General features: G+C 47.0%; 23 protein-coding genes and 1 tRNA gene. 12 read left to right on the top strand and 12 right to left on the bottom strand.

What is annotated here, in order from left to right; translation table 11 throughout:
• Positions 1–7 precede the first annotated feature (7 nt).
• From QBE55_08165 to QBE55_08150, 4 genes are all read left to right on the top strand, one after another.
• The gene (locus tag QBE55_08165; protein WZL77545.1) at positions 8–1084 is read left to right on the top strand and encodes a branched-chain amino acid ABC transporter permease; all 1077 of its coding nucleotides are present in this window, start codon (positions 8–10) and stop codon (positions 1082–1084) included.
• The gene (locus QBE55_08160) at positions 1081–1923 is read left to right on the top strand and encodes an ABC transporter ATP-binding protein (protein ID WZL77544.1); all 843 of its coding nucleotides are present in this window, start codon (positions 1081–1083) and stop codon (positions 1921–1923) included. The genes QBE55_08165 and QBE55_08160 overlap by 4 nt, the downstream gene beginning before the upstream one ends.
• A complete protein-coding gene (locus QBE55_08155) occupies positions 1916–2614 on the top strand; it encodes an ABC transporter ATP-binding protein (protein WZL77543.1) in 699 nt (232 codons plus the stop codon). Before QBE55_08160 ends, QBE55_08155 begins: the two co-directional genes overlap by 8 nt.
• 112 nt (positions 2615–2726) lie before the next feature.
• Positions 2727–4064: a dicarboxylate/amino acid:cation symporter gene (locus tag QBE55_08150; GenBank protein WZL77542.1), complete on the top strand. Its 1338-nt coding sequence runs from the start codon at positions 2727–2729 to the stop codon at positions 4062–4064.
• Here the strand turns inward: QBE55_08150 and QBE55_08145 are convergent.
• From QBE55_08145 to QBE55_08105, 9 genes are all read right to left on the bottom strand, one after another.
• Complete coding sequence (locus QBE55_08145) at positions 4044–5729, bottom strand: AarF/UbiB family protein (GenBank protein ID WZL77541.1); 1686 nt, start codon at positions 5727–5729, stop codon at positions 4044–4046. The genes QBE55_08150 and QBE55_08145 overlap by 21 nt on opposite strands.
• Before the next feature lie 104 nt (positions 5730–5833).
• Positions 5834–6193 (bottom strand): hypothetical protein, encoded by a 360-nt coding sequence (locus QBE55_08140; protein ID WZL77540.1) that lies wholly within the window; start codon positions 6191–6193, stop codon positions 5834–5836.
• Positions 6194–6217: 24 nt separating this feature from the next.
• On the bottom strand, positions 6218–6934 hold the full coding sequence (locus QBE55_08135; protein WZL77539.1) for a hypothetical protein: 717 nt from the start codon (positions 6932–6934) through the stop codon (positions 6218–6220).
• A gap of 179 nt (positions 6935–7113) precedes the next feature.
• Positions 7114–9078: a lysine--tRNA ligase gene (lysS, locus tag QBE55_08130; protein ID WZL77538.1), complete on the bottom strand. Its 1965-nt coding sequence runs from the start codon at positions 9076–9078 to the stop codon at positions 7114–7116.
• Between the two features lie 14 nt (positions 9079–9092).
• Positions 9093–9572 carry a transcription elongation factor GreA gene (gene greA, locus QBE55_08125; protein ID WZL79899.1) on the bottom strand — a complete coding sequence of 160 codons (480 nt, stop codon included), beginning with the start codon at positions 9570–9572 and terminating at the stop codon, positions 9093–9095.
• 195 nt (positions 9573–9767) lie between these two features.
• The gene (locus QBE55_08120; protein WZL77537.1) at positions 9768–10829 is read right to left on the bottom strand and encodes a hypothetical protein; all 1062 of its coding nucleotides are present in this window, start codon (positions 10827–10829) and stop codon (positions 9768–9770) included.
• A gap of 69 nt (positions 10830–10898) precedes the next feature.
• Positions 10899–11894, bottom strand: a complete 996-nt coding sequence (gene dusB / locus QBE55_08115) for a tRNA dihydrouridine synthase DusB (GenBank protein ID WZL79898.1) — start codon at positions 11892–11894, stop codon at positions 10899–10901.
• A 72-nt stretch (positions 11895–11966) separates the two neighbouring features.
• A complete protein-coding gene (locus QBE55_08110) occupies positions 11967–12590 on the bottom strand; it encodes a hypothetical protein (protein ID WZL77536.1) in 624 nt (207 codons plus the stop codon).
• Positions 12591–13024: 434 nt separating this feature from the next.
• The gene (locus QBE55_08105) at positions 13025–14443 is read right to left on the bottom strand and encodes an ISLre2 family transposase (protein WZL77535.1); all 1419 of its coding nucleotides are present in this window, start codon (positions 14441–14443) and stop codon (positions 13025–13027) included.
• Positions 14444–14777: 334 nt separating this feature from the next.
• On the opposite strand from QBE55_08105, the gene QBE55_08100 reads away from it, so the two are divergent.
• The 6 genes from QBE55_08100 (at position 14778) to QBE55_08075 (ending at position 18206) form a co-directional block, all read left to right on the top strand.
• On the top strand, positions 14778–15374 hold the full coding sequence (locus tag QBE55_08100; protein WZL77534.1) for a rubrerythrin family protein: 597 nt from the start codon (positions 14778–14780) through the stop codon (positions 15372–15374).
• A gap of 45 nt (positions 15375–15419) precedes the next feature.
• A complete protein-coding gene (locus QBE55_08095) occupies positions 15420–15563 on the top strand; it encodes a hypothetical protein (GenBank protein WZL77533.1) in 144 nt (47 codons plus the stop codon).
• 379 nt (positions 15564–15942) lie between these two features.
• Entirely contained in the window at positions 15943–16395 is a 453-nt protein-coding gene (locus QBE55_08090) for a hypothetical protein (GenBank protein WZL77532.1), read from the top strand.
• Position 16396: 1 nt separating this feature from the next.
• Positions 16397–16741: a hypothetical protein gene (locus QBE55_08085; protein WZL77531.1), complete on the top strand. Its 345-nt coding sequence runs from the start codon at positions 16397–16399 to the stop codon at positions 16739–16741.
• A complete protein-coding gene (locus tag QBE55_08080) occupies positions 16710–17819 on the top strand; it encodes a transposase (protein ID WZL77530.1) in 1110 nt (369 codons plus the stop codon). Before QBE55_08085 ends, QBE55_08080 begins: the two co-directional genes overlap by 32 nt.
• 310 nt (positions 17820–18129) lie before the next feature.
• A tRNA-Pro gene (locus QBE55_08075) sits at positions 18130–18206 on the top strand.
• A 394-nt stretch (positions 18207–18600) separates the two neighbouring features.
• Here the strand turns inward: QBE55_08075 and yaaA are convergent.
• A complete protein-coding gene (gene yaaA / locus QBE55_08070) occupies positions 18601–19368 on the bottom strand; it encodes a peroxide stress protein YaaA (GenBank protein WZL77529.1) in 768 nt (255 codons plus the stop codon).
• Between the two features lie 478 nt (positions 19369–19846).
• Here yaaA and QBE55_08065 point away from each other — a divergent pair, with 478 nt between their 5' ends.
• Complete coding sequence (locus QBE55_08065; protein WZL77528.1) at positions 19847–21256, top strand: radical SAM protein; 1410 nt, start codon at positions 19847–19849, stop codon at positions 21254–21256.
• Positions 21257–21379: 123 nt separating this feature from the next.
• On the top strand, positions 21380–22330 hold the full coding sequence (locus QBE55_08060) for a diacylglycerol kinase family lipid kinase (protein WZL77527.1): 951 nt from the start codon (positions 21380–21382) through the stop codon (positions 22328–22330).
• Between the two features lie 39 nt (positions 22331–22369).
• Here the strand turns inward: QBE55_08060 and QBE55_08055 are convergent, their stop codons facing one another.
• Together QBE55_08055 and ytvI are read right to left on the bottom strand one after the other, a co-directional pair.
• Positions 22370–22510, bottom strand: a complete 141-nt coding sequence (locus QBE55_08055; GenBank protein WZL77526.1) for a hypothetical protein — start codon at positions 22508–22510, stop codon at positions 22370–22372.
• A 25-nt stretch (positions 22511–22535) separates the two neighbouring features.
• Entirely contained in the window at positions 22536–23609 is a 1074-nt protein-coding gene (ytvI, locus tag QBE55_08050; protein WZL77525.1) for a sporulation integral membrane protein YtvI, read from the bottom strand.
• Positions 23610–23636 lie beyond the last annotated feature (27 nt).

Raw genomic sequence — 23636 nt, 5'->3', positions numbered from 1 at the left:
GAAAATTATGAAGATGAAAAACAAAATCATTACAGCAGTTGTTCTGATTATGGCACTTTTTGTACTGCTTCTGGCACTGGAACGAATATTGCCCCCTTCCTCCATGCTCTTCGTGGTATTGAAGAAAGGCGCCATTTATGCTCTGGTGGCGGTCTCCATGAATCTGCTCAACGGTTTTACCGGCTTGTTCTCTCTCGGTCAGGCGGGATTCATGCTCATAGGGGCTTATACCTATGCCATATTGACCATTCCCATGGAAGCCCGGGGTATGGTATATCAATACTTTGACGGAGGAATCGTACCGCTTGCCCTGCCGGTTATCCTTGCCATTCCTCTGGCCGGTCTGGTAACAGCCATTTTTGCCTATCTTATCGGCTTGCCGGTTCTCAGGTTGAAAAGCGACTATCTGGCCATAGCCACACTGGGCTTTGCAGAAATCATACGCGCAATCCTCCAATGGGATAAGCTGGGGCCCATTACCAATGGATCCAATCTTCTGAAATTATATCCCGTTTTTACCTCCGTGATCTTTCCCTTTGCCGTAACAGGAGTCTGTATTGCCATTATTGTTCTCCTGATCAATTCTTCCTACGGGCGGGCCTTCAAAGCCATTCGGGAGGATGAAACTGCAGCGGAGGCAATGGGAATCAACCTTGCCCATCATAAACAGCTTTCCTTTACCATCAGCTCCTTTTTTGCGGGGATAGGCGGAGCTCTCCTTGCCATGTATCAGACAACCGTACAGGCATCGGCGTTCCGGGCCACCATGACCTATGAAATCCTCCTGATTGTGGTAATCGGCGGCATCGGTTCCGTCACAGGAAGCTGTATTTCCTCCTTCCTGTTCATTGCCTGCAGCGAATGGTGGCTGAGATTCCTGGATAACACCATCTTTATCGGCAATTTTCAGGTGCCTCTTTTGGGACCCGGTTTTCGAAAGGTAGTCTTCTCGGTCATTGTAATGATCATTGTGCTGTTCTACAGCAGGGGAATCATGGGAACAAAGGAACTTTCACTGGAAGGGCTTTACCAATTCCTTCGAAAGCGCTCTGAAAAGAAAAAGAAGGGAGATGTTCCAGCATGACGGATCATATTCTTCAGATGGAAAACCTGACCATGCAGTTTGGCGGTGTAATTGCCCTGGATAACCTTTCCCTGGAGATAAACCGGGGAGAAATTATAGCCCTCATCGGCCCCAACGGGGCGGGGAAAACCACGGCATTCAACTGCATCACCGGTGTTTATGAACCCACAAACGGATGCATCCGATACGAAGAACAGATCATCGCCTCCAATCATCCCCAGGGGAAAATGAAAAAGCTCTATATCGGAAAAAACAAGGATTCCTATACAAGGGTGATCCGACATACTCCGGATAAAATAGCCCAAATGGGCATTGCCCGTACGTTCCAGAATATCAGACTGTTCAAGGATCTTACCGTATTTGAGAACGTTCTGATCGCCAAACATATGCACATGAAACAGAACGTTTTCACGGCAACCTTTCGCATGAATCGTCGGGAAGAAAAGCGTATCCGGAAGGAATGCCTGGATTTGCTGGAAGAACAGGATCTGCTTCCCTTCTGCGGCGAACCGGCAAGCAGCCTGCCCTATGGACTGCAGCGCCGGCTTGAAATTGCCCGGGCACTGGCATCCGAGCCAAAGCTCCTGCTGCTGGACGAACCGGCGGCAGGCATGGATCCCCAGGAGACCCGCAGCCTGGCGGATTTCATTGTCCATGTCCGGAATAAATACCGTCTTACCATTTTTCTGATCGAACATCATATGGATCTGGTCATGCGAATTTCCGACCGTATCTATGTGCTGGACTTTGGAAAGCAGATTGCCCAGGGTTCGCCGACTGAGATTCAAAACAACCGGTGCGTGGTGGAAGCATATCTGGGGGTGGCTGAAGATGCTTGAAGTAAAGGAACTGAAAGTCAATTACGGCGGAATTGAAGCTGTCAGGGGAATCTCCTTCTCCATACCGGAAGGAAAGATTGTTACTCTCATCGGTGCCAACGGCGCAGGCAAAAGCACTACACTTCGCACCATTTCCGGGCTGATCCGCCCAATCAGCGGCAGTATCTCCTTTCTTGGAGAGGACATTACTGAAAAGGGCCCCGCCGATATTGTGGCAAAGGGTATTACCCTGGTTCCGGAAGGCAGAAAAATATTCCCTGATCTGACCGTCCTGGAAAACCTGAAAATCGGCGCATATCTCCGAAAGGACAATCCGAAGGAAGATCTCAAATGGATATTTGAACTGTTTCCCCACCTGAAGGAGAGAACCTGGCAACCGGGCGGAACCCTGTCTGGCGGGGAGCAGCAGATGCTTGCGGTAGCCCGGGCACTGATGAGCCGCCCCAGGCTCATCATGATGGACGAGCCTTCCCTGGGACTGGCTCCCATTGTCGTCAGGGACATTTTCCGTATTCTTCAGGAAATTCACAGGCAAGGGGTAACGATCCTGCTGATTGAGCAAAATGCAAACATGGCACTGAAAGCGGCGGACATCGGTTATGTAATGGAGACCGGACGGATCACTCTCGGCGGGTCCGGTGCAGAACTGCTGGCAAACGAAGGAGTCCGGAAAGCATATCTGGGGACGTGAACCGTCCCCTCTTTTCATGAATATACTGTTCCATGGGTTGACAAAGTGAAGGAAAGTACATAGAATAATATAAAGTCATAGCAAACATATATGAATAGGAGGATGATATTTCATGAAAGCAGATTATCCGGCAATCGGAGCGCTGCTGGCTGCCATTGTGCTCATTGGCATTTTGGCATATTTAGGAAAGAGAAAAGTGGATTTTGGCCTGCGAACCATCATCGCTCTGGCATTTGGGCTGGTACTGGGTATCGTTTTTGAAGGGCACACGGATTATGTGCAGCCGATTGGTACAATTTATGCCAACATTATCTCAGCCTTTGTCGTCCCGCTTTTGTTTTTTAGTGTCATTTCCGGCATCACCAATTTAGAAAATATAGGAAAGCTTAAAACAATTGGACTGAAAAGTATAGGATTGCTTATTTCAACCACGTTTATCGCTTCCACAATCTCATTGCTTGTTTCCCTGCCGATGGGTATCGGAAAAGGTGCGGTGATCACCCTTCCGGCGGATTATGAAGCGAGGGAAATCCCGAAAGTATCACAGGTCATTATTGATTTGTTCCCAAGGAATTTTTTTGAACAGGCTTCGGCGAATACAGTCGTACCCATTATTCTGTTTGCCCTGTTGATTGGCGTAGCTGTCGTGATGCTGTCCGCAAAGGATCCCCAGGGAGTAAAGCCCTTCAAGCGCTTCGTGGACTCTGTTTCAAAGGTAAACAATACTGCCATCTCATACATCATTGAATTTACGCCCTATGCCGTACTGGCTTTGGTTGCAAATGCGGTATCCAATAACGGACCGGACAAGTTATTGCCTCTCCTGCCAGTGCTGGCTGTGGCTTATTTATTATGCTTCCTTCAAACCTTTGGGGTCAACAGCATATTGATTGGAACGATGGCTAAATTAAATCCCATCCGGTTCTTTCAGCATATCTGGCCGGCACAGGTAATCGCCTTCACTACCCAGAGCAGTATCGGAACGATTCCTGCAACGGATAAATGCCTGAGAAAGGCAGGAGTTTCTGAAAATATTTCTTCCCTTGTTGTGCCATTGGGTGCAAATATCGGTATGCCCGGTTGTGCAGGTATTTGGCCGACTTTGCTGGCGGTATTTGCAATCCATGGGTTGAATATGGAATATTCTGCCGTGCAGTATATCCTCCTCGTTCTGATCACCACCCTGGTCAGCATAGGAACCGTAGGGGTCCCGGGAACAGCCACCATTACCGCAACTGCCGTGTTTGCAGCAGCAGGACTTCCGATTGAGATTATAGTGCTGTTGGCACCGATCAGCTCCATTGTAGACATGGCCCGCACCGCCACCAATGTAAGCGCAGCCGCAACAACCGCCTTAATTGTTGCCAAAAGTGAAAAGGAACTGGATTTGAAAAAATACAATGATATTCATGATGAAACGCAAAAGGGATCACCGGTAGGATCGGATTAAAAACAGGATAATGCATAAAAGAATCAGAACGGATACAATCATTCCTGTCTTTAATACATTCAGGGCGAAAGGGATCGTTACACCGCTGTTCCCCGCAATGAGACCAAAACTGATCAGAATTCCTGCCAGAACAATACTGAGGGCCAGCATAATCACACTGAGGGAGATTCGGTTCGTGATCCGATTCAGTTGCTTCTGAAGCGAATCCCCGCCCTTTATTTCAATGGGAACCGAAAAGTCCTGCTCTCCAATTCTGTGCAGAACGTTTTGCATCGCAGCCGGGAATTCATGCAGCATCCTTTGGTATTTCCATATCCCTTTCCGAACCTGCGTCTTTACCTTTCGCAATGAGAAAGATTGATAGACCAACTTTTTGGCGATGGGTTCCGCGATGGTAATGGCATTGAGCTCCGGGGCCAGCTTTTCCAGCACCCCCTGCAGGGTCGCCAACGTCTTTGCCAGCAGGGTGAATTCATGTGGAATTTTGATATGATTCAAATACACCGTATGAAAGACTTCCCGGATCAAATCATCGATCCGGATTTTATCCATGGGCATGGTCAGGTATTTCGCAACGATTGTGTCAACATCCTTTTCGAAGTTTTTCATATCCTTTTGGTCCACTGTAACATCCATATCCACCAGAGAGCGAACTACCATTCCGCTGTCTTTGGTGGTAACTCCGACAAAGAATCCGGAGATCATTTCCTTGCGGCTCTCATCCAGATATCCCACCATCCCGGTATCGAGAAAAACCACTGTCCCGTCCGGCAGAACCTGTATGTTGCCCGGATGGGGATCCGCATGGAAAAAGCCATCCCGTAAAATCTGATTGCATATGGACGTGGCAATCGTTTCCCCGATTTTCCTTCGATCCAGCCCTGCCCGGTCCAATCCCTCCAGATCGCTTATTTTCAGGCCGTCCGAATATTCCATGGTAAGAACCCGTTTTGTGGTATAGATCCACTTTACCTTCGGTACCGTAATGCCTTCATCCTGACGGAAATGATGCAAAAAGGTATCTGCGTTTTCTCCTTCCTCCATGAAATTCAGCTCTGCCTTCATGGTACTTTCAAAATCTTCCACCATGCCGTTAAAATCGTAAAGTTTTCCAAATTTGGTATGACGATCAATAAAGTGAGCCATGCTTTTCATAATGTCCAGATCCAGGTCGATGGTATCCTCTATTTCCGGTCTTTGAACCTTCACGGCAACCTGTATTCCGGAAAACAGCCTTGCCCGATGGACCTGGGAAACAGAAGCCGCGGCGATTGGATCCGGGTCGAATTCCTGATAGATATGCTCCAGTCTGTCTTGAAACTCGCTTTCGATCAAAGCCCGAACCTCCGGAAACGGGAATGGCGGTACCGAATCCTGAAGCTTTTTCAATTCCTTCACAACTCCATCCGGCAGAATATCCTGCCGGATGCTCAGAATCTGACCCAGTTTGACAAATGTCGGACCCAGCTCTTCCAAGGCCATCCTCAGGTGCTTTCCGGCGGAAGCTTCGGCATTGCCGGAAGCTGCGTCCGGATCGAATATTCCCTTTTTTTTCGCAAAAAAAGGACGGGAATCTGCTCGCTGAAACAACATTCCAAATCCATGCCTTGTAAAAACAGCGATAATCTCCTTGTATCTTTTGATGCGTACCTGCCTGTGATCCATTTAATCATCCCATCATTACAAAGCTGCCAAAAATGACCCTTGCCGTCCCCGCTCACCGGATCCCCGGCATACTGTCCGATTTATCCTTTCCTTTTTTTGCTCTTTTATTTGTCGTTTTCTTCCCGGGACCTGCCCTGCTCCTGCAGAGCTTTTTGTATCTCTTCCCTTACAATCTCCCGAATTTCATCCCTTGTGATGATATCTTTCTTTTGTGCTACATTCAGGCTATCCAAAGCATCTGCGGTTTCCTTCTGAATCATTTTTTTCAGCTCTTCCCGCTGTTCCTCACCCTGCTCCACAAGCCTGCCTGCCAGCTGCCGTGCGTCCTTCTTTGCCACATCGCCTTTGTCAACCAATTCTTCCACCAGATTTTCAATCTTTTCCCTTGAGTACATCAAAAGGCCCAGTCCCAAATTCAAAGACTCTTCAATTGATTTTCCGATGGAATCGGATACATGGGACATATTATCCCCTCCTTTCCTTTCTTTTTAACGATCCTTTTTCTTCTTCTGCTCCTTTTGCCGTTTCTGTTGTTCCTTTTCCTCCAGGAGCTCCTTTCTTCTCTGCTGATATTGTTCTTCCGTTTTATGGTCTTCCATCCATTCCAGAACTTTTACTGCCTTTTTACTGTTCTTGCTATAGGCCGTAACGGCCAGAACGGAATCCCTGGTATCAAAAACGGATTTGCCGAGCGACTGGATGTCCGAAGCCGGAACCCCATATATTCCGGGTGTTTTATCATCTTCTGTGGAAAAAGTGTATTCGGCCAGCTGCTCTTTGGTAAAGCGCTTCGTCAGATCCGTGTAATCATCCAGCGGCAGAAAAGCGCCGCCTTTGGCCATATCCTTAAACTCATCCTTCGGGAAAGAATAAATATCGCCGCTTTGACTGCCCAGCATCACCATAAGCTTTTGTCTGCCGGCATACTCCATATCACCCTCAATCCCAATGTTGAAAAGATTCACTTCGCGAAGGCCCGGAAAATCCATGCACACGGTATCGCCATACTCCTTTGCAGCATCCTCCGCCATATAGCCGCCTACCAGATAGATATCCACTTTCTTGTCCGGCGGCGTCTGTGGTTTTGTAACCGTGGCCAGCATGCTCCAGGAGAAAATGGTCAGAACAATCCCCAGCACATACTTCCACTTATCATAATGAAAATGGTTCCTTATGGTTTCCTTATCGATTCGTACGCGATACATCCATTCATCCCCGCCATTCTTATACTGCAATATGATTTCAGCTTATTGATTCCCTGGTGAAAAGAAATTTATTTTGTTATGATTATTATAGAGTATCGATATAAAAAAGGCAAGCAGCCGGGTGTTCCCGGCTGCAAGATTAACAGATTATTCATAATTGCCTTTTCCCGGATCTGTTTTTAGTACAGTTTTGCCCCTGCCGGAATGTGATCATCCACCATCAGAAGATGAAGATTTTCTTTTCCTTCTTCTTCGTGAATTGCACTCAGCAGCATACCACAGGAATCCACTCCCATCATTGATCTCGGCGGAAGATTTATGATCGCAATCAGTGTTTTTCCGATTAGTTCCTCCGGCTCGTAATATGCATGGATTCCGCTTAAAATGGTGCGTTCCCCGCCTGTTCCATCATCCAAAGTAAACTGCAGCAGCTTCTTGCTTTTTGGTACTGCAAAACAGTCTTTTACCTTCACTGCACGGAAGTCTGACTTGCTGAAAGTATCGAAATCGACTTCGTCTTTGAACAGTGGTTCAATCTCCACCTTGGAGAAATCAATGACTTCCTTTACTGCTTTCGCAGTCTTTTCTCCTGCCGGCTTTTCCGTCTTTACCGAAGGTTCGGATTTATCCAGGGGCTTCATTGTGGGGAAGAGAATCACATCCCGGATGGAATAGGAATCGGTCAGCAGCATCACCAGGCGGTCAATACCAATTCCCAGGCCGCCGGTTGGAGGCATACCAACCTCCAGGGCGTTGACAAAGTCTTCATCCATCCTCTCCGCTTCCTCGTTTCCGGCTGCTCTCTGCCTTGCCTGCTCCACAAACCGTTCTCTCTGATCAATGGGGTCATTTAATTCGGAAAACGCGTTGCCAAGCTCCCGTCCGCTGATAAATATTTCAAAACGGTAGGTCAGCCTGGGATCCTCTTTCTTTCTCTTTGCCAGCGGCGATATCTCAATGGGGTAATCCATTACAAAGGCAGGCTTCCGCAGCTGCTCCTCCACCTTTTCTTCAAATATGGCATAAAGTACTTCGCCCCAGGTTGTTTTCCCTTCTGTCGGAACGCCAATCTCTTCCGCAGCTTTTCGTGCTCCCTCATCGCTTTGGATTGCCGACATATCCACTCCGGCATACTTCCGAACCGCATCGATCATGGTAATCCGGTCCCATGGAGGGGTCAGGTTCACTTCCTCTCCCTGATAGGTCAGGGCATCCGATCCGAGTACCTTTTCTGCTACAGTGGATACCATGTTTTCCGTCAGGCTCATCATATCCTGGTAATCCGCATACGCCTCATACAGTTCAATGGTGGTAAACTCCGGATTATGCTTGATGTCCATGCCTTCATTGCGGAAGATACGTCCTATTTCATATACCTTGTCAAAACCGCCTACCACCAGCCGTTTCAAATGAAGCTCCGTGGCAATCCTCATGTACATATCAATGTCCAGGGCATTATGATGAGTCACAAAGGGACGCGCAGCAGCTCCTCCGGCGGAATTATGCAATACCGGAGTCTCTACTTCCAGATAGCCCCTGCTGTCCAGATACTTCCGGATTTCCTGCAGAATTCTGGAGCGGGTCACGAAGGTATGACGCACCTCCGGGTTGACAATCATATCCACATACCTTTGCCGGTATCTCAGATCCGGGTCCTTGAGACCATGCCATTTTTCCGGCAGAGGCTGCAGGGATTTGGACAGAAGGGTGAGTTCCTGCGCACGAACTGTGATCTCTCCCCTGCGTGTCCGGAAGACGCTTCCCGTTACCCCTACAATATCTCCTATATCATAAGCCTTAAAGTCTTCATACGCTTCTTTGCCCAATGCATTGATCTGAACATACATCTGAATCTTTCCCCGGGAATCCAGAATATGTGCAAAACTTGCTTTTCCCATGATCCTTTTGGACATCATACGGCCTGCCAGCGTAACTTTCTGATCCTCCAGCTGATCAAAATGGGCTAATATATCCTCGGAATAATGGGTCGGACGAAATTTCGTGATCTCATAAGGATTCTTTCCTGCTTCTCTCAGACTCTCTAACTTTTCCCTTCTCACCTGAAGAATCTCGTTGAGACTTTCCTCTGTCTGCACTTGTCCCGTTTGTTTCCTGTCACTCTGATCCCTATTGCTTTGGTTCACTGATTTCTCACCCTTTATTTTTTAATTTCCAGTATCTTGAGTTTAATAACCCCGTCCGGAACGGCTACTTCCACCTCCGAACCAATGGGTTTCCCAATCAACGCTCTTCCCACCGGAGACTCATTGGAAATTTTATTTTTGCCCGGATTGGCCTCTGCAGAACCTACAATGGTATATTCGATGACATCATCGAATTCAATATCGAGAACCTTCACGGTTGCCCCTACACTGACCACATCCGTGGAGATATCTTCGTCATCAATAATCTTGGCATTTCTCAGCAGTTTCTCAAGAGTCACGATGCGTCCCTCGATAAAAGCCTGTTCATTTTTTGCTTCATCATATTCGGAGTTCTCGCTCAGGTCACCAAATGCCAGTGCCTGTTTGATTCGATCGGCAACCTCCCTGCGACGCACCGTTTTCAGTTTCTGAAGCTCCTGCTCCAGTTTTCGCACTCCTTCCGAAGTCAGAACCGTTTCCTTGTTGGTCATAATTCCATTCTCCCCTTCAAATATTATATACCAAAAAATAATATGACGCTACTATACTCCCAGCGTTTCAATTTTATTCTCTGGCAATCCATGGAAATCTAATTATGTTAAAGAAGCACTGCATACCCTTTCTTTTCTGCAGTGCCTGAATTCTTCGATTTTAATCACAACTATTATAAGTGGCAGCCCTCCATTTTGTCAAGATATATCTTCGTTGTTTCTGGAAAAATACTCCTTTCGAAAACGATTGAAGTGAATTTTCCTTCCGTTTTGTACAAAGCCCTGCAGCTTGACAGGATACCTTTCATACAGCTGCTGTATCCTTTCAATCTGCCGCAGGGAAAATCTGCTGCTGCGGATATCGTTCCGGTATATTTTACTGCTGATCGTGATCAGGCCTTCCAGTATACCCAGTTCATCCCACGGGCACAGTTCCTTCTCCATGACAATGTCCCGGGGTAATGCCATCCAGCCCATTTCAATCCAATAAACCCCCGGACTTTCATACGGTACCCCATCCTGCTGGGAGACGGGAAAGCTGCTTTCCGGACAGGACAGGAAATGAAAGGAAGGCTGACAGATTGTATAGGGAACGGGAACCGGTTCGGCAAGTACGGTGAGTTGCTTATCGCTCAGGCAAGTATCCGGATCCTGGGTAATCCGACAGGACAGCCCGGTCGTATTCAGAACCTCCCTGCCTGTCTCCTCCAGCACTTTCCGATCCTGTCCTCCAAGGCACATATGATTCACCACGCCAACCATGAATTCCACCCAAATTCTGCCGATATCCGTATCCGCACCCCAGATGCCGACTTCAAAAAAAGGGAGTTCCTTTTCCAGAATAATAAGCAGTTCTTTCCATACAAGAAGCAGGCCCGCCAATAAGGGGTAAAACCCGTCCAGCACAGCAATGCCCCGGTCTTCCAGGCAGAATATCTCTTCCGGATCCAAAAAATCATACGCAAACGGAAAAGAAAGGTAGTGGATGCCCCTCTTTTTCATTTTCCGGGCCATCCCTTTCAAAAGATGGAGCCGGCTTCCGTCTTTCCCTCTCTCCGGCTGAAGGAACAAGGCAGGAACCTTCACCATACAACCCAGCCTGTCATTGTCCTCCCTATCCAGTATGAATCCGGCCGTCCGTGCAGGCAGACGGGAAAGACAGCACCTTGCGTATTTTTCGGGCAAATATTTCAGAACGGGATGGGATGCCAGGATCCCTTCCCCTTCGTCCGGCTGCAGTACCACTGCAAATTTATCCATAAAGACCATACTCCTGTTTTGCTATACTGCAGTTATATTCCCATTGTGAGAAAAGTATGCCACCCGGCTTCATCCGTTGTAGCTTTCCTCCGCTTCTTCCCTTCTTCGTTCCGCCCCATAGGAGTTCAGCAATGCCCGCACCTCTGCCTCCGTATTCAGGGAATTCACCTGACTCCGGATCCTGCCGGAATCCTTCATCCCCTTCAGATACCATGCAATATGTTTCCTCATCTCAGGTACAGCCACTTTTTCTCCCTTTTGATCCACCAGCATCCTCAGATGACATAGGGCAGTGTGGATTCTTTCTTCCGCACCGGGCGGAGGAGGTACCGTTCCGGTATTCCACAGAGAAACAATGTCCCGGAACAGCCATGGATTGCCGCGGGCACCCCGGGCTGCCATGATTCCATCGCAGTTTGTCTGCTTCTTCATTTCCAGGGCAGACTGTGCAGTGAAAACATCACCGTTCCCGATGACGGGGATCGAAACACTGGATTTTACTTTCCTTATAATATTCCAATCCGCCGAACCGGAGTAGTATTGTTCCCTTGTTCTGCCGTGCACCGTTATGGCAGCTGCTCCTTCTTCCTCCGCAATCCGGGCAATTTCCACCGCATTTACACTTTTTTCATCCCAGCCTTTTCGGATCTTCACCGTGACCGGTTTGGAAGATGCCCTGGAAATCCCACGTACGATGTCGGCCACCAGGGAGGGATTTCTCATCAGTGCACTGCCTTCCCCATTTTTTACGATCTTGGGCGCAGGGCAGCCCATATTGATATCAATCAGATCCGCTTCGGTTTCTGATATTTTCTCCGCCATCCTTGCCATGATCAGTGGATCGGATCCAAATATCTGCACTCCTATGGGATGCTCTTTCCCGTCGATCTTCATCAAATCCCTGGTACGGCTGCTTCCATAGTATAAGCCCTTTGCACTGATCATTTCCGTATATGCCATACCACACCCCTGCTCCTTGCACAGCTTTCGGAACGCAAAGTCCGTAACCCCCGCCATAGGGGCCAAAAACAGGGGCGTTTCAATCGACAGGCGTCCGATCCGCAAACCGGCCATCTCCATCCGTTCCAGCCTCCATCCATGAAAAATACCGGCCTGAAGCCGGCAACCCTGCTTTTATTATTCCCCGGAATCCTTTTTCGCATCCTGGCTTGATCCCGGGCTTTTGGAAAGGGCGATGCGATTGATCTTCCACTGACCTTTCACCTTTCGAAATTCCACAGCCTTTTCTCCGTTCTGCCACTTGGGCTTTGGAATATTCAACTTCACCTTTGCGGTTTCCCCATTCTTTGCATTGGAGCCGTCTTCCTTTTCCGCGTCCTGCGGGATTCCCTGCTCCGCAGTCAGCTTTTCCCGCATTTCATCGGTAATGGAAAACTTCCAGGAAGACTCCGGTATGGACTCCTCCACCAGCACATTTGTCCTGGACTGCCATGGCCAGACCCATATTCTGCGGATCTTCAGTTCATAACCATAATCCGATATCTGATAGCCCTGATACGGATGGCTGCGGAGAAAAGAATCCGAATTCAGGAATTTCTTTGTGAAAAACCGATTCAGGCTGTCCGTATCCTCCTCGTTGATAATGGTTTCTGCTCTTTGGGAAAGCCCATCCTTAGCCATAACATATATATTGGCCACATCATATGCAAAAAAAGTTGCCAGAACAATCAACAGCAGCACAACAAACATGATGGTCAGTTTCCGAAGGAAAAAGGATGCCAATTTCAAGCCGGTATTCAAATATATTCACCTACTCTCCATCATTCTTTACCGTCTTATATCTTAAAATTATATTAGCATAAAATATGAGCTTTGTAAATTTACAAACCTTCACGGATAGCGTCAATTTACTGTAGGGAAAGAAAGAATAGAGACATCCTGAAATATTCTTACTAGCAACAGTGGTCTTGATTGATTTCATTAATTTTAACAGCAATCAATCTTGTCAGCTACATTTATTCCACGATCTGCTTGACAACGAGCCTCTGCCGGTGTGGCTTACGGCAGATGTCGGCAGCAGCCATCTCTAACAGCGGGATAGGCTTTGGAGCGGTTGCTGCCGTACCTCAATGCTACCACACCGACTTCTCGTTATCAAGCAGCTTTCGCGGCATAAACGCTTGATCTATGTCGTCCCGGCTATTAAAAACGCCATAACGAGCTTTATGAAGGGCCTAATAGCGTATTCCGGCCATACTCCTCATCTCATTAAACAGCCCTGTCTTTTTCCCCATGGTAATTACAGTTGGGCTGCTGCTCCATGAACCAGCATATCTGCTTTCTGATGATTTCCTTACTTCCTTGATTAACTCATCCTGCAATTCATGTTTCCTGTTCTCCTTCTCCTTAAGCTTCTGTGCCATAACCAGGTCATAGATCCTGCCACCGTTTTTCTTATATACGATAAGTTTGGACATCCTGGCAACACCTTTTTCAGACCATCCCTTAGGCCTGCTGCTTAGCCTGCTTGAAAACACATGGCTTATATGACCTTCGGCACTGCATCCTATCAGTTCATGGCCCTTATCAGCCTTTATCTCTATTCCATGCCAGTTATTCAATATGTACCGTCTGGCATCCTTAACTGCCTTCCTCTTCGTTTTGGAAACCGTTCGTTTGAGGATCTTCTTGAAAACATCCTTGACCATGTCCTTGTCCGGCCAATCCAATGCATCCTTCAACTCCTGATAGATGTCTCCATCGTTTAAGTGTGCAGTCGCAGTTATCATATATTTCTTAAGATGAAAATTGTCCAGCACAAACTTGCTTTTGGGAATCCAGTCAAGCCCGGCCTTAATCCATGATGCCCCATCCCCGGAAAGGTATATGGTTTCAATGAAATCCATGTCGTACTGCTTGTCTATATATTCTATGACCTCCAGCCACAGATCCTCACTCTCATCATACATGCCGCCAAAATATTTAACGTTTTTAAGCCTGGTCCTTGTTTGGCTGCTTTTTTCGGGATCTACGCCTTCATGAACATAAACCAGCCTGGGCATAGCTATCTTGCTTTTATCGTCTTCTCCCTGCAGGGAAACATGATCTTCATCTGCTTCAACATACAGTATCCTGACATCCCTCTTCTTGTCCACCTTATGCTCATGTTCGCTGATCTCAAGGTTATGTATTTTATCCATAACAGCCTGCTTGCTTATTTCGTCCATATATCCGGCTCTTTCTCCACCTTTCCTGTAGCTGCTGTCTATGGCCTCTTCCACCACATTGATCACCACATCCGCACTCACTCTGTCATGTGGCTTAAGACCAACAAGCTCATCAACGAGATATTTCCTTTTGCCACCACTCTTTGGCTTAAAATACGTTCTATTATACTTGATCGTTCCAAAGGTCGTTAAGATCCCTGTCTCATCTTTCCTGACAATCTCCCAATTGTTTTTCCTGACCCCGGACTTTCGAAGCTGTTCATCCATCCCCTCAAGAGTCTCCACCAGTATATTCCGACCAAGTTCAAACAGATCCTCCTGCAGCCCCAGAGTCAGTTCCGCCAGATCCTTACCTTCCCTTAAAAATTCTCTTACCTTATTTTCTGTTTTTCTTGCAAACTCGTTAAAATCTTGTATACTGTACATGGAAGGTGGCACCCTTTCTTGATATTTTTGTTGATGATCAATATTTTAGCAGGATGCCACCTTCTTTTCAATCCTTATGGTAATTTATTACTCTTAATCCCTACGGTAACTTTACGCTAACACCTTCACGACAACGCTGAAAGGTGAAAATCTATAATATGAAAACAAATGCGGCAATTGCTTTCCGGACATGGATATTGTATATTATTCATTGCCCGGAAGTTGAAAGAGATGCGAAATGGAAAACATACTTCCTGTGTTTATGATGAGACCATGGGGGTATAAATAACAAGTGTGAGCAAAATGCAGAACAAAAGCAAGGAGGTTTTTTACATTGAAAAGTTTAGTTGGTACCAAAACCCGTGAGAACCTATTGAAATCCTTTGCCGGGGAATCCCAGGCAAGAAACAGGTACGTATTCTATGCTGCCGCTGCAGAAGACGAAGGATATATGCAAATCGGCAGAATCTTCCGCGAAACCGCAGATAATGAAGAGCAGCACGCCAGGAGATTCTTCAATTTCCTCGTGGAAGGCTTGAAAGAGGAACTGCCCACCTCTGTGGAAATCAAAGATGCCGGTTATCCTGTTGCCAAAGGGTCCACCCTTGAAAATCTGAAGGCCGGAGCCGCCGGAGAAAAGGAAGAATGGGACGAGCTGTATCCTGCCTTTGCAAAAGCCGCCAGGGAAGAAGGCTTTCCGGAGGTTGCAGCAGCTTATATGAAGATTATCGAGGTGGAAAAGAGACACGAAACCCGCTACAACAAGCTGGCTGAAAATGTTGCCAACAGCAGGGTGTTTGAGAGAGAACAACCTGTACAGTGGATTTGCATGAAATGCGGATATGTATACACCGGAAAAACACCGCCGAAAGTATGTCCCGCCTGCCTGAATCCCCAATCTTACTTCGAATTGTTCGTGGAGAATTATTAACCGGATAGAAAAAGCGGAATCAGAGACTCTCCCGGGAGAGTCTCTTTGATTTTTCATGAAGGGTATTTTCTTAAGCAGGGGAACAAGGATTTGGGCAATGGAGTCACGCTCTCCGGTTGTGAGGTTGACGCCCTCGCGGGTTTCGACAAGATCATCGTGGTATTTCTTATCAGCGATACCGCATTGTAGTAATACTTATCGAGATGGCATCCGGGGCTGTCCTTGCATTTGCTGCAGGCTCCCGGAGATTTGTCACGGCGATTACATATGGGCTCTTCATAGAAGGCGCATTTTTTAACGCAGGGCTTTGTTGGGCAGGTGCGCATTTTGGCACACATAAAATGAGGTCGCTTGACTCTGGATGTTACTTTTTCTATTCACGCGCAGTAAATTGACGCTATCGTTTTGTTCTGAAAAGTTGGTATAAGAAATCAACGATAAAAAAGCCATAAAAATAGCCAATTACAGCGATAGCGGGAAAATATTTTAGAAAAATATTGCATCCCGCTGCTTTTTATGATATAATATTACGTTATAATATATAATAACAACGTAAAGGAGGAAAAGAATGGAAGGCATTTCACAAATCCACCAGAAAATCTATCAACTGAATCAAAAAAGGTGGGAGCTGCTTGAGAAGATTATGACCCCGGGACAGCTGCTGGCTGCGTCATTTTACGAAAGAATGACCAAGTGCGGCAATCCCAACTGCAAATGTGCATCCGGTGAACTGCACGGTCCTTTCCCCTGGATCTACCAGAACCTGAAGGGCAAGAAGCTGATCTCAACTTCCTGTGTGGCGGACAAAGTCGAGGATGCCCGAAGATTTTCTGAGAATTACAAGGCGTTTAAAGAAAACCGGGCGCAAATCAAAGCATTGGATCAGGAGATCGATGAATTGGCGGCTCAGATCCAAACCTTTTATGAAGTGGACGTAACAGAATTCGTAAAGAAAGCGGGGGAAAGACGTGGTAGAAAACAAAAGAGAAGCGAAGAAGGCCCTGAAAAACAGGAAGGTTGACATGGCCATCCAAACAAATTGGCCGTTCATCGGCCCATTCATGAAATTTCTCGGGAATATGGGGATTCTGTGGGATCTCAGGAAGATCACCGGCACCCATATCAGAACGATGCTTGGAATTCATATTTATGTGCTGTTGTACTTACTGAAAATTATTGTGGGTATCCCAACAACACGGGGCAGTGAGGCGTTGCTTGGGGATAAAGGAGCCATGAGTCTGATCGGCTTTGATGTGGAGACCGTTAAGGAAGGCCTGTGTAAAAGAGGAGACGCCAATCAGCACGGAGAAGGCTATAAAAAAAATACCCTGTGTCATGAATGTGTTTACAGTATTAGACAATATTGAGAAATGCTGTATCGAAAGCACAATGGGGGTTTACAATACCGTTGTACGAAGACTCAGGAGACTGCTGCGGAGCGGAATATTTGCGTTGGACTCTACAATCGTTGAGACAAGGCCGGATTTTCCGGGGTGTGGGAAGACGAAAAGAAAAAAGGAAGGCCGTCCCAGCGACCCTCCCGAGTACAAATACATATACGGCTTCAAAGTATTCGTGCTGTATGAGATAAAGTCGCGAATCATTGTTGCCGTAAAGATTGTACCAGCAAATGAGGATGATCACAAGTATTTCTTGCCTATGATCAGGCAGGGCATACACAATTGTGGGAAAAACCGCATTGAAACGGTCATTGCGGACCGGGGCTTTCTGGACGGCGCTCAATTATGGGAATTGAAACACAGACTGAAGATTGACTTTATTATCCCGGCAAAGGCAGGCATGATTATCCGTGAAGATGCGATAGCTCTGCGGAAGGAGTATCAGAACAAGCCATTGGCACAGTGGGTTTACGGAAAGGGCATATGCCAGGGTTACGGGGTGGACGGTCTGCAGTCGTATCTTGAGTATAACCCGAAAGGAGTACAGAACAATAGCAAAACAAACGGCACTCCTCTGAATGCTGTGGTCGTCACAATGTGGAAAGGACAGGCCGTGCCTGTGGAAGATCAGATTGTACTGCTGACCAGCCTGCCGGCCGAGGAGGATGCGGCAGGCATTCCAAAAAGATATCGGCTGAGGTCGCTGATCGAAAACGGCGGGTTCCGGGAACTGAAACAGGCGGCATATCTGAAGCGGTTACCCAGAAGGAAGGGCAAGTACGCAGAAAACGCGGCATATATGCATATCATTCTATGCATCTTTGCTCATACGCTTTTCTATGCCTTTCTGGGGTGGCGTAAAAAGGAAGCTCCCAGGCAGTCTGACGGGGACTGCCTGCGGGAATGGAGAAGGCGGGAATCCATAAGGGATGGTGGTAAAATCCTTATCATCGCCAACGTTAAGTACTACGCATTCTTTGATTTAGATGAAGTACTGGATATACTTGGTGTCAGGCAGAAATTCCGGATAAAGAGGAATTGCTGAACAGACCGGCTTTTCATAAGATTACCAATTGGAATTAATTGGCATACCTAGTGTATGTCTATTCGTGTTACCCATTTTTAGTCAAATGTCGCTGTCCTGATGGATTACAGTTGGTTCTCTGGCTTAATTTAACCCAGTAACACCCATATATTTACTTTTAAAGAAATATAGTTCTAATAATGCTATTTTTATAAAAACATGTGCTGTCCCTCAGATTTTTTGCATTTCTTATACCAACTCTTCAGATCGTTTTGTTAAAAACACTTGCTTTTTTTCACCAGATATAGTATTATAATAGCTGTTTCTTCGACTGGGTGTGGCGCAGTTTGGTAGCGTGCTTGAATGGGGTTCAAGAGGCCGGAGGTTCAAATCCTCTCACCCAGACCATCAGAAGCCGCTCGTCCGTAAGGATTGAGCGGCTTTACTTATCTATCTGTCTATCCCACACCACAATCGCCTTCTTTTAGTACAAGGATGTAGGGATGATAAATCAAACTAATGGCCTTACTTCACTTTCAATTTTATGTTTCAACTGCTTATGCAAATCATCCAATCCATAAAATTCATCCGGCTTGCCAATATGCCGTTCCAAAACATCTCTGCCGAAATCGTGAATCAATAAGCCGTCAAAACATATCGCTGTCAGACCACGCTGACGGTGTAACCACGCCGCAGCGATTCCACATACATAATGTTTTCAGGAATGTGACCTATGTCGGCTGTTTTGTCTCCAAGCATCAGACGACAAAAGTTGGCGAATGGGAATGCGATTGGCGCTTTGCTACCAGCTTTCAGCATCTTTGGTCTCTTCTTTGATAAATACGAAATTGTCCTGACCGGAAAGCTCTTCCCGGTATGTATATCCCAGACGGTCAAAGCCCTTGATCGCCTCAGGATGGGTTATATTCTGTCCGGCCAGCCAGCGGACCATTTCACCACGGGCCATCTTCCACATCGTGCCCTTTTCGATCACCTTGTCACCTGTCCGCTCTCCAAAGGTATATCTTAAAAGACAGACGGACTTCGGCAGGTGCGCCGAAACAGCCTTGCTGTACTCCCTGGAAGCAAGATTTAAAATAAAGTCGGTCTCGGCACAAAGCTGTTGCGCCAGCTTATCCCCCCAAAAGGCATAAAGGTCCTTTTTTCCGTCCACCGAAAGCTTCGCCCGCATTTCCAGGCGATAAGGCGTTACACCGTCGAAAGGTCGCAACAGACCATAAAAGCCCGACAGAATACGCAGATGCTCCTGAATATACGCGAACTGTCCGTCCTCAAACACACCGGGAGCCATATATTGAAACTGAATGCCTTCATAGGATAAAATAGCCGGGGTCAGGTTACGTCTCAGATCCATCGTCTGTACACGCCCGTAATTAAGGTTGGCAATGGAATCGTTGCATTGCCATAATGCCTTCAGCTCCGCATAACTCATACTCTGCAGGCAACGCAGCAGCCTTTCTGCCTCGTCTGAAAACTGCGGCAAACTCTCCCAGGGCAAGCTGTCTGTTTCCGTATTCATTTTCTTTGCAGGAGAGATGATAATTCGCACAGACTCCTTCCCTTCCTGATCCATCCCTATTTTAACATGTTTAATTCGTTCCGTACAACGCAAAAATTAGCCTGTTATCAGTGAAAATCAGCGCAAAAAAAATTTGTATATCAGCCAACTACGAAAGTTCCCATTCTTCATCATTATCACAAAGCGCAACCACTTGTCCTTCAGCAGGCCGTTTTTAGGCTCCACATCCGCCAGACTCTTCGCCCGCAGTCTTTTTTCGGGCAAAGCGGAGCTCTACGGCTTGGCCCCTCCAGGGTGGCCCGGCGGGATACACCGAGAAAAACATGCAGCCTTCTGCTTTGAGAATTATACATATGCAGGAAATGCCAATGGGTCCTGATACATACATAAAAAGCAGGAAAATACTGCAACTGGTTGCAACTTTTCTCCATAAGCGTTATAATAACCTTTATAGTGTTTTTCGAAAAATCTCCTAAATGAAAATTATTATAATAGGAGGGGACAAGCATTGAAAATCATTTTTATTACGCCTGCCAGCGATGTGCGCCGAATGAAGCTTTATCGGATTGGAAATCTGATGTATGGTCATCCCAATGCCGTAACAGGGCCCTTAATCCTTGGTCATATTCTGAAAAATGCAGGACATGATGTTGCAGTATATGAAGAACTTTATTCCGATATTGATTATTCGAAACTGCTGGACGCGGATGTGTTCTGCCTCTATACGATGACCTCAAATGCTCCGAGAGCTTATGAAATTGCTGATATGCTTCATCAGAAATCCAAAGCACGCATCCTGATCGGGGGAATGCATGCCAGCACACTTCCGGAGGAAGCGGCACGGCACGCAGATCAGGTTATTGTGGGAGAAGGGGAAACGGCAATTCTCGATGTAGTGGAGGGACGCCGTTCGGAAAAAATCGTCTATGCCCAATGCCTGAAGAACCTGGATGATGCACCATTCCCCGATTACTCCATTTTGAAAACCCGCTGCGATTGTGCAAATGTCGTATCCACACGCGGCTGCCCGTTTTGCTGCCCGTTCTGCACGACTTCCCGTATGTTTCACCCTTACAGGGAACGCAGTGTGGACAATGTGATCGGAGAACTTCGATACTACAAGAGCCTTGGGTTCAAATACATGAATTTCGAGGATGATAACTTCACTGCGAATAAAGAGCGGGCCAGGGAGATTTGCCGGCGAATGATCCAGGAAGGCCTGATATTCAAGGAAACGTTTTTCTTCGGGCGAACCGATATGGCGGATGACGAAGAACTCCTTACCTTGCTGCAGCAGGCACATCTGAGCCGTGTGCTTGTCGGGATTGAATCCCTGAACCAGAAATCGCTGGACGAGATCAACAAGCATCAGAAAATTTCCGACATTGAGCGATGTGCCGAAGCACTCACAAGACATAAAATCCGCCTGATTTCGAGCGTTGTGCTGGGAATTGACACGGATCAGAAAGAGGACATGCTTCACAGTGTTGAATTCTCCAAAAAGGTCAATGCCTATCAGCTGCAGCCTGCCATTATGACGCCGTTTCCGGGAACGGTCGTGTACCAGCAATATAAAAAGGAAAACAGGATACTCACAGAGGATTGGTCCCTGTACGATATGATGAATGTTACATTCGTTCCAAAAACAATGACACCATGGGAACTGCAGGAAATATTTCTTCAGGCGGTAAAGAAATTTTATACATTTTCGTCCTCTTTTCAGATATGGAAGATTTTTGGTGCCAATTATGGATTAAGGCGAATTGCACTTTCCCTGGTGATGAAAGTTGGTGTCTTCGGTTTGAGACTGATCGCACGTTTCGGCAAAAATACAAATTTATATCGTCTGAAGCACCTTCCGGCCAATGAATCTTGTGAAAAGGCTGATCCGGAGCACGCTTCTGAATCAAATGTCTAAAGCTATTACCGTAAGTATAATGTCTTACTTCATCAAATAAGTTTATTTTATATTTAACCGGTGTTATAATGGAATGCGAAAGAAATTATAACATTTAACGATTACCAAGGAGAACAGTGAAACATGACAACAAACGATAATACGCCTTCTTTGAAGTCCCGGAACATTATGTTGATCCTTAATCCGGTTGCCGGCCGCGGACAAGCTATCCGGCAGCTGCCGGATCTGACCCACGCCTTTGAAAGGGAAGGCTGCCAGGTTACTTCCTTTATGACTAACGGAAAAGGAGATGCCACACGGATTGTGGCGGAATATGCCAACAGATTTGACCGGATCGTTTGCCTGGGCGGAGACGGGACCCTCAATGAAGTAGCTACAGGCGTGATACATGCAAACTGCAAAGTCCCTGTCGGGTACATCCCCACTGGAAGCACCAACGATTTTGCACGAAGTCACAAACTTTCCCATAATGTATCCCTGGCCGTGAGGGAAATTCTGGAAGCAACCGGACGCCCAATGGATGTGGGAAAAATGAATGATCGGTATTTCGTTTATGTGGCAGCTTTTGGCGCCTTTACCCGGGCCTCTTATTCCACCCCCCAGGAGATGAAAAACATACTTGGATATGCAGCGTATGTCCTCAGCGGCATTCGAGATGTATCCAACATCAAGCCCCTGCATATCCAGCTTACATCGGGCAAGGAGGTTCATGAAGGGGATTATTGCTTCGGCGCGGTTTGCAATACCCTGTCCATGGCTGGCTTTATGTCCCTGCCAACCGATTCCGTTGCCATGGACGACGGGATCTTTGAAGTGCTGCTGTGCCGTATGCCGGAGAATGTCCTGGAATGGCCCCCTCTGCTGCACGCATTGGCCAATCAGGATTATTCCTATAAGGGAATTGAATTTTTCCACTCCGGGGAATTTGTCATTGAAACAGAAAAGCCCATGGAATGGTCCCTGGACGGCGAATATGCCTGCGAGGGCCCAGCCATTCAGGTAAAAAGCCTTCACCGTGTTCTGGTATTGGCTGCAGACGATCCTTCTTCCCAACAGGATTCCGCCATAAAATAAAAGCCGAAACCGGCTATGCGGCTATCCTCCCGGCTGGCCTCACCGGCGCCCCGGGAAATCCGGATCACTTTCTGGAAGTATGGGATCGGAAGAATGCATTGTCGCAGGCAAACCGTTGGTGAGAAAGGTAGAGTCCTTGTGTCCCACGGATCCGGCAACATCCACGCTATAACTTTCCATCACACCGGAAACGCCCAACACGGTCTTATTTCCATACTTCCAACACCCCGGAGGAACGGATGCCTTTCATCAGGATCACAATCAGGGGAAGCAGCAGCATACCCACTACTCCAAACAAATGCAGTCCCAGGTACATGGCGACCAGGGTTACCAGAGGATGAAGGCCGATCCGTGCTCCAATGATCCGGGGCTCTATGATATTGCGTACCACGGTAATGATGGCATATAGAACCAGCAGACCGATTCCTTTCGGAATCTCTCCCAGCAAAATGGAAATCAGGGCCCATGGAATCAGGATCGTCCCAGTACCAAGCACCGGCAAAATATCCAACAACGCAGTGACAGCGGCAATGAGAATGGGATAGTCCACCCACAGCAGGGAGAATCCAACGGAAAGCTCCACAAACGTAATCAGCAGGATCAGAACATATCCCTGCAGCATTTTGGCCAATGTCCGCCCGCTGGTATTCCATACATTGGACACCAGCTTCCGGTATTTAAGCGGAATATGATGCTTGAAAGAGTTTTTGATAGTGTCATATCCCACACTGATAAAAAACAATGCCACAATGCTGATGATCGTACTCATCAGGATCCCGGGCAGCTTGGTGGCCATGCCGGCGACCCATCGCACCGCTTTCCCGGAAAAACTGGTCAGGCTGCTCTCTATGGTATGAAGTACGTTATTCAATCCCGTATTGATCTGTCCTTCCCATTCGGAAGGCAATCCTTCCAACAACCCCTTAAGCTGGTCTTCCAGTGCCCGGACTACAGAAGGTGCTTTCTCCTGAAACCATACAGGAAGGCTTTTGAAAAAATCAACAATGCTGTTGATCCCGTTATAGGCCAAAATCCAGATCAGCATCATAAAGACCAGCACAGTCAGCAGAGTGACGAAAACCGCCACAATACTTTTCTTCACCCGTATCTTCCTGCTGATCCAGCTGACAGGCTTTTGCAGAATCGTCGCTATAAGAAACGCAATAACAAATGGCATCAGCCAGGCCAATAAATACTTGATGGTCAAATAACCCAGTATAACAATAATAGCGATAAAAAACGCATTAATGATAAATGTCTTTTTTTGCCCGATATCCAAACCTTACCCTCTTTCCCGCTTTTGCTT

The organism is Eubacteriales bacterium mix99, assembly GCA_038396605.1.
Taxonomy (GTDB): Bacteria; Bacillota; Clostridia; order Caldicoprobacterales; family DTU083; genus UBA4874.
Note: the sequence above shows the minus strand (reverse complement) of the source record. Positions and strands in the feature narration are given on the sequence as shown.

Coding starts and splice junctions, on each gene's coding strand:
- QBE55_08085 (WZL77531.1), top strand. CDS start 16,397: ATGGCCATCCAAACAAATTGGCCGTTCATCGGCCCATTCATGAAATTT.
- QBE55_08165 (WZL77545.1), top strand. CDS start 8: ATGAAGATGAAAAACAAAATCATTACAGCAGTTGTTCTGATTATGGCA.
- QBE55_08055 (WZL77526.1), bottom strand. CDS start 22,510: ATGGAAAGTTATAGCGTGGATGTTGCCGGATCCGTGGGACACAAGGAC.
- QBE55_08160 (WZL77544.1), top strand. CDS start 1,081: ATGACGGATCATATTCTTCAGATGGAAAACCTGACCATGCAGTTTGGC.
- QBE55_08120 (WZL77537.1), bottom strand. CDS start 10,829: ATGGATAAATTTGCAGTGGTACTGCAGCCGGACGAAGGGGAAGGGATC.
- QBE55_08060 (WZL77527.1), top strand. CDS start 21,380: ATGACAACAAACGATAATACGCCTTCTTTGAAGTCCCGGAACATTATG.
- QBE55_08145 (WZL77541.1), bottom strand. CDS start 5,729: ATGGATCACAGGCAGGTACGCATCAAAAGATACAAGGAGATTATCGCT.
- QBE55_08135 (WZL77539.1), bottom strand. CDS start 6,934: ATGTATCGCGTACGAATCGATAAGGAAACCATAAGGAACCATTTTCAT.
- QBE55_08150 (WZL77542.1), top strand. CDS start 2,727: ATGAAAGCAGATTATCCGGCAATCGGAGCGCTGCTGGCTGCCATTGTG.
- QBE55_08080 (WZL77530.1), top strand. CDS start 16,710: ATGAATGTGTTTACAGTATTAGACAATATTGAGAAATGCTGTATCGAA.
- QBE55_08140 (WZL77540.1), bottom strand. CDS start 6,193: ATGTCCCATGTATCCGATTCCATCGGAAAATCAATTGAAGAGTCTTTG.
- QBE55_08105 (WZL77535.1), bottom strand. CDS start 14,443: ATGTACAGTATACAAGATTTTAACGAGTTTGCAAGAAAAACAGAAAAT.
- QBE55_08155 (WZL77543.1), top strand. CDS start 1,916: ATGCTTGAAGTAAAGGAACTGAAAGTCAATTACGGCGGAATTGAAGCT.
- QBE55_08090 (WZL77532.1), top strand. CDS start 15,943: ATGGAAGGCATTTCACAAATCCACCAGAAAATCTATCAACTGAATCAA.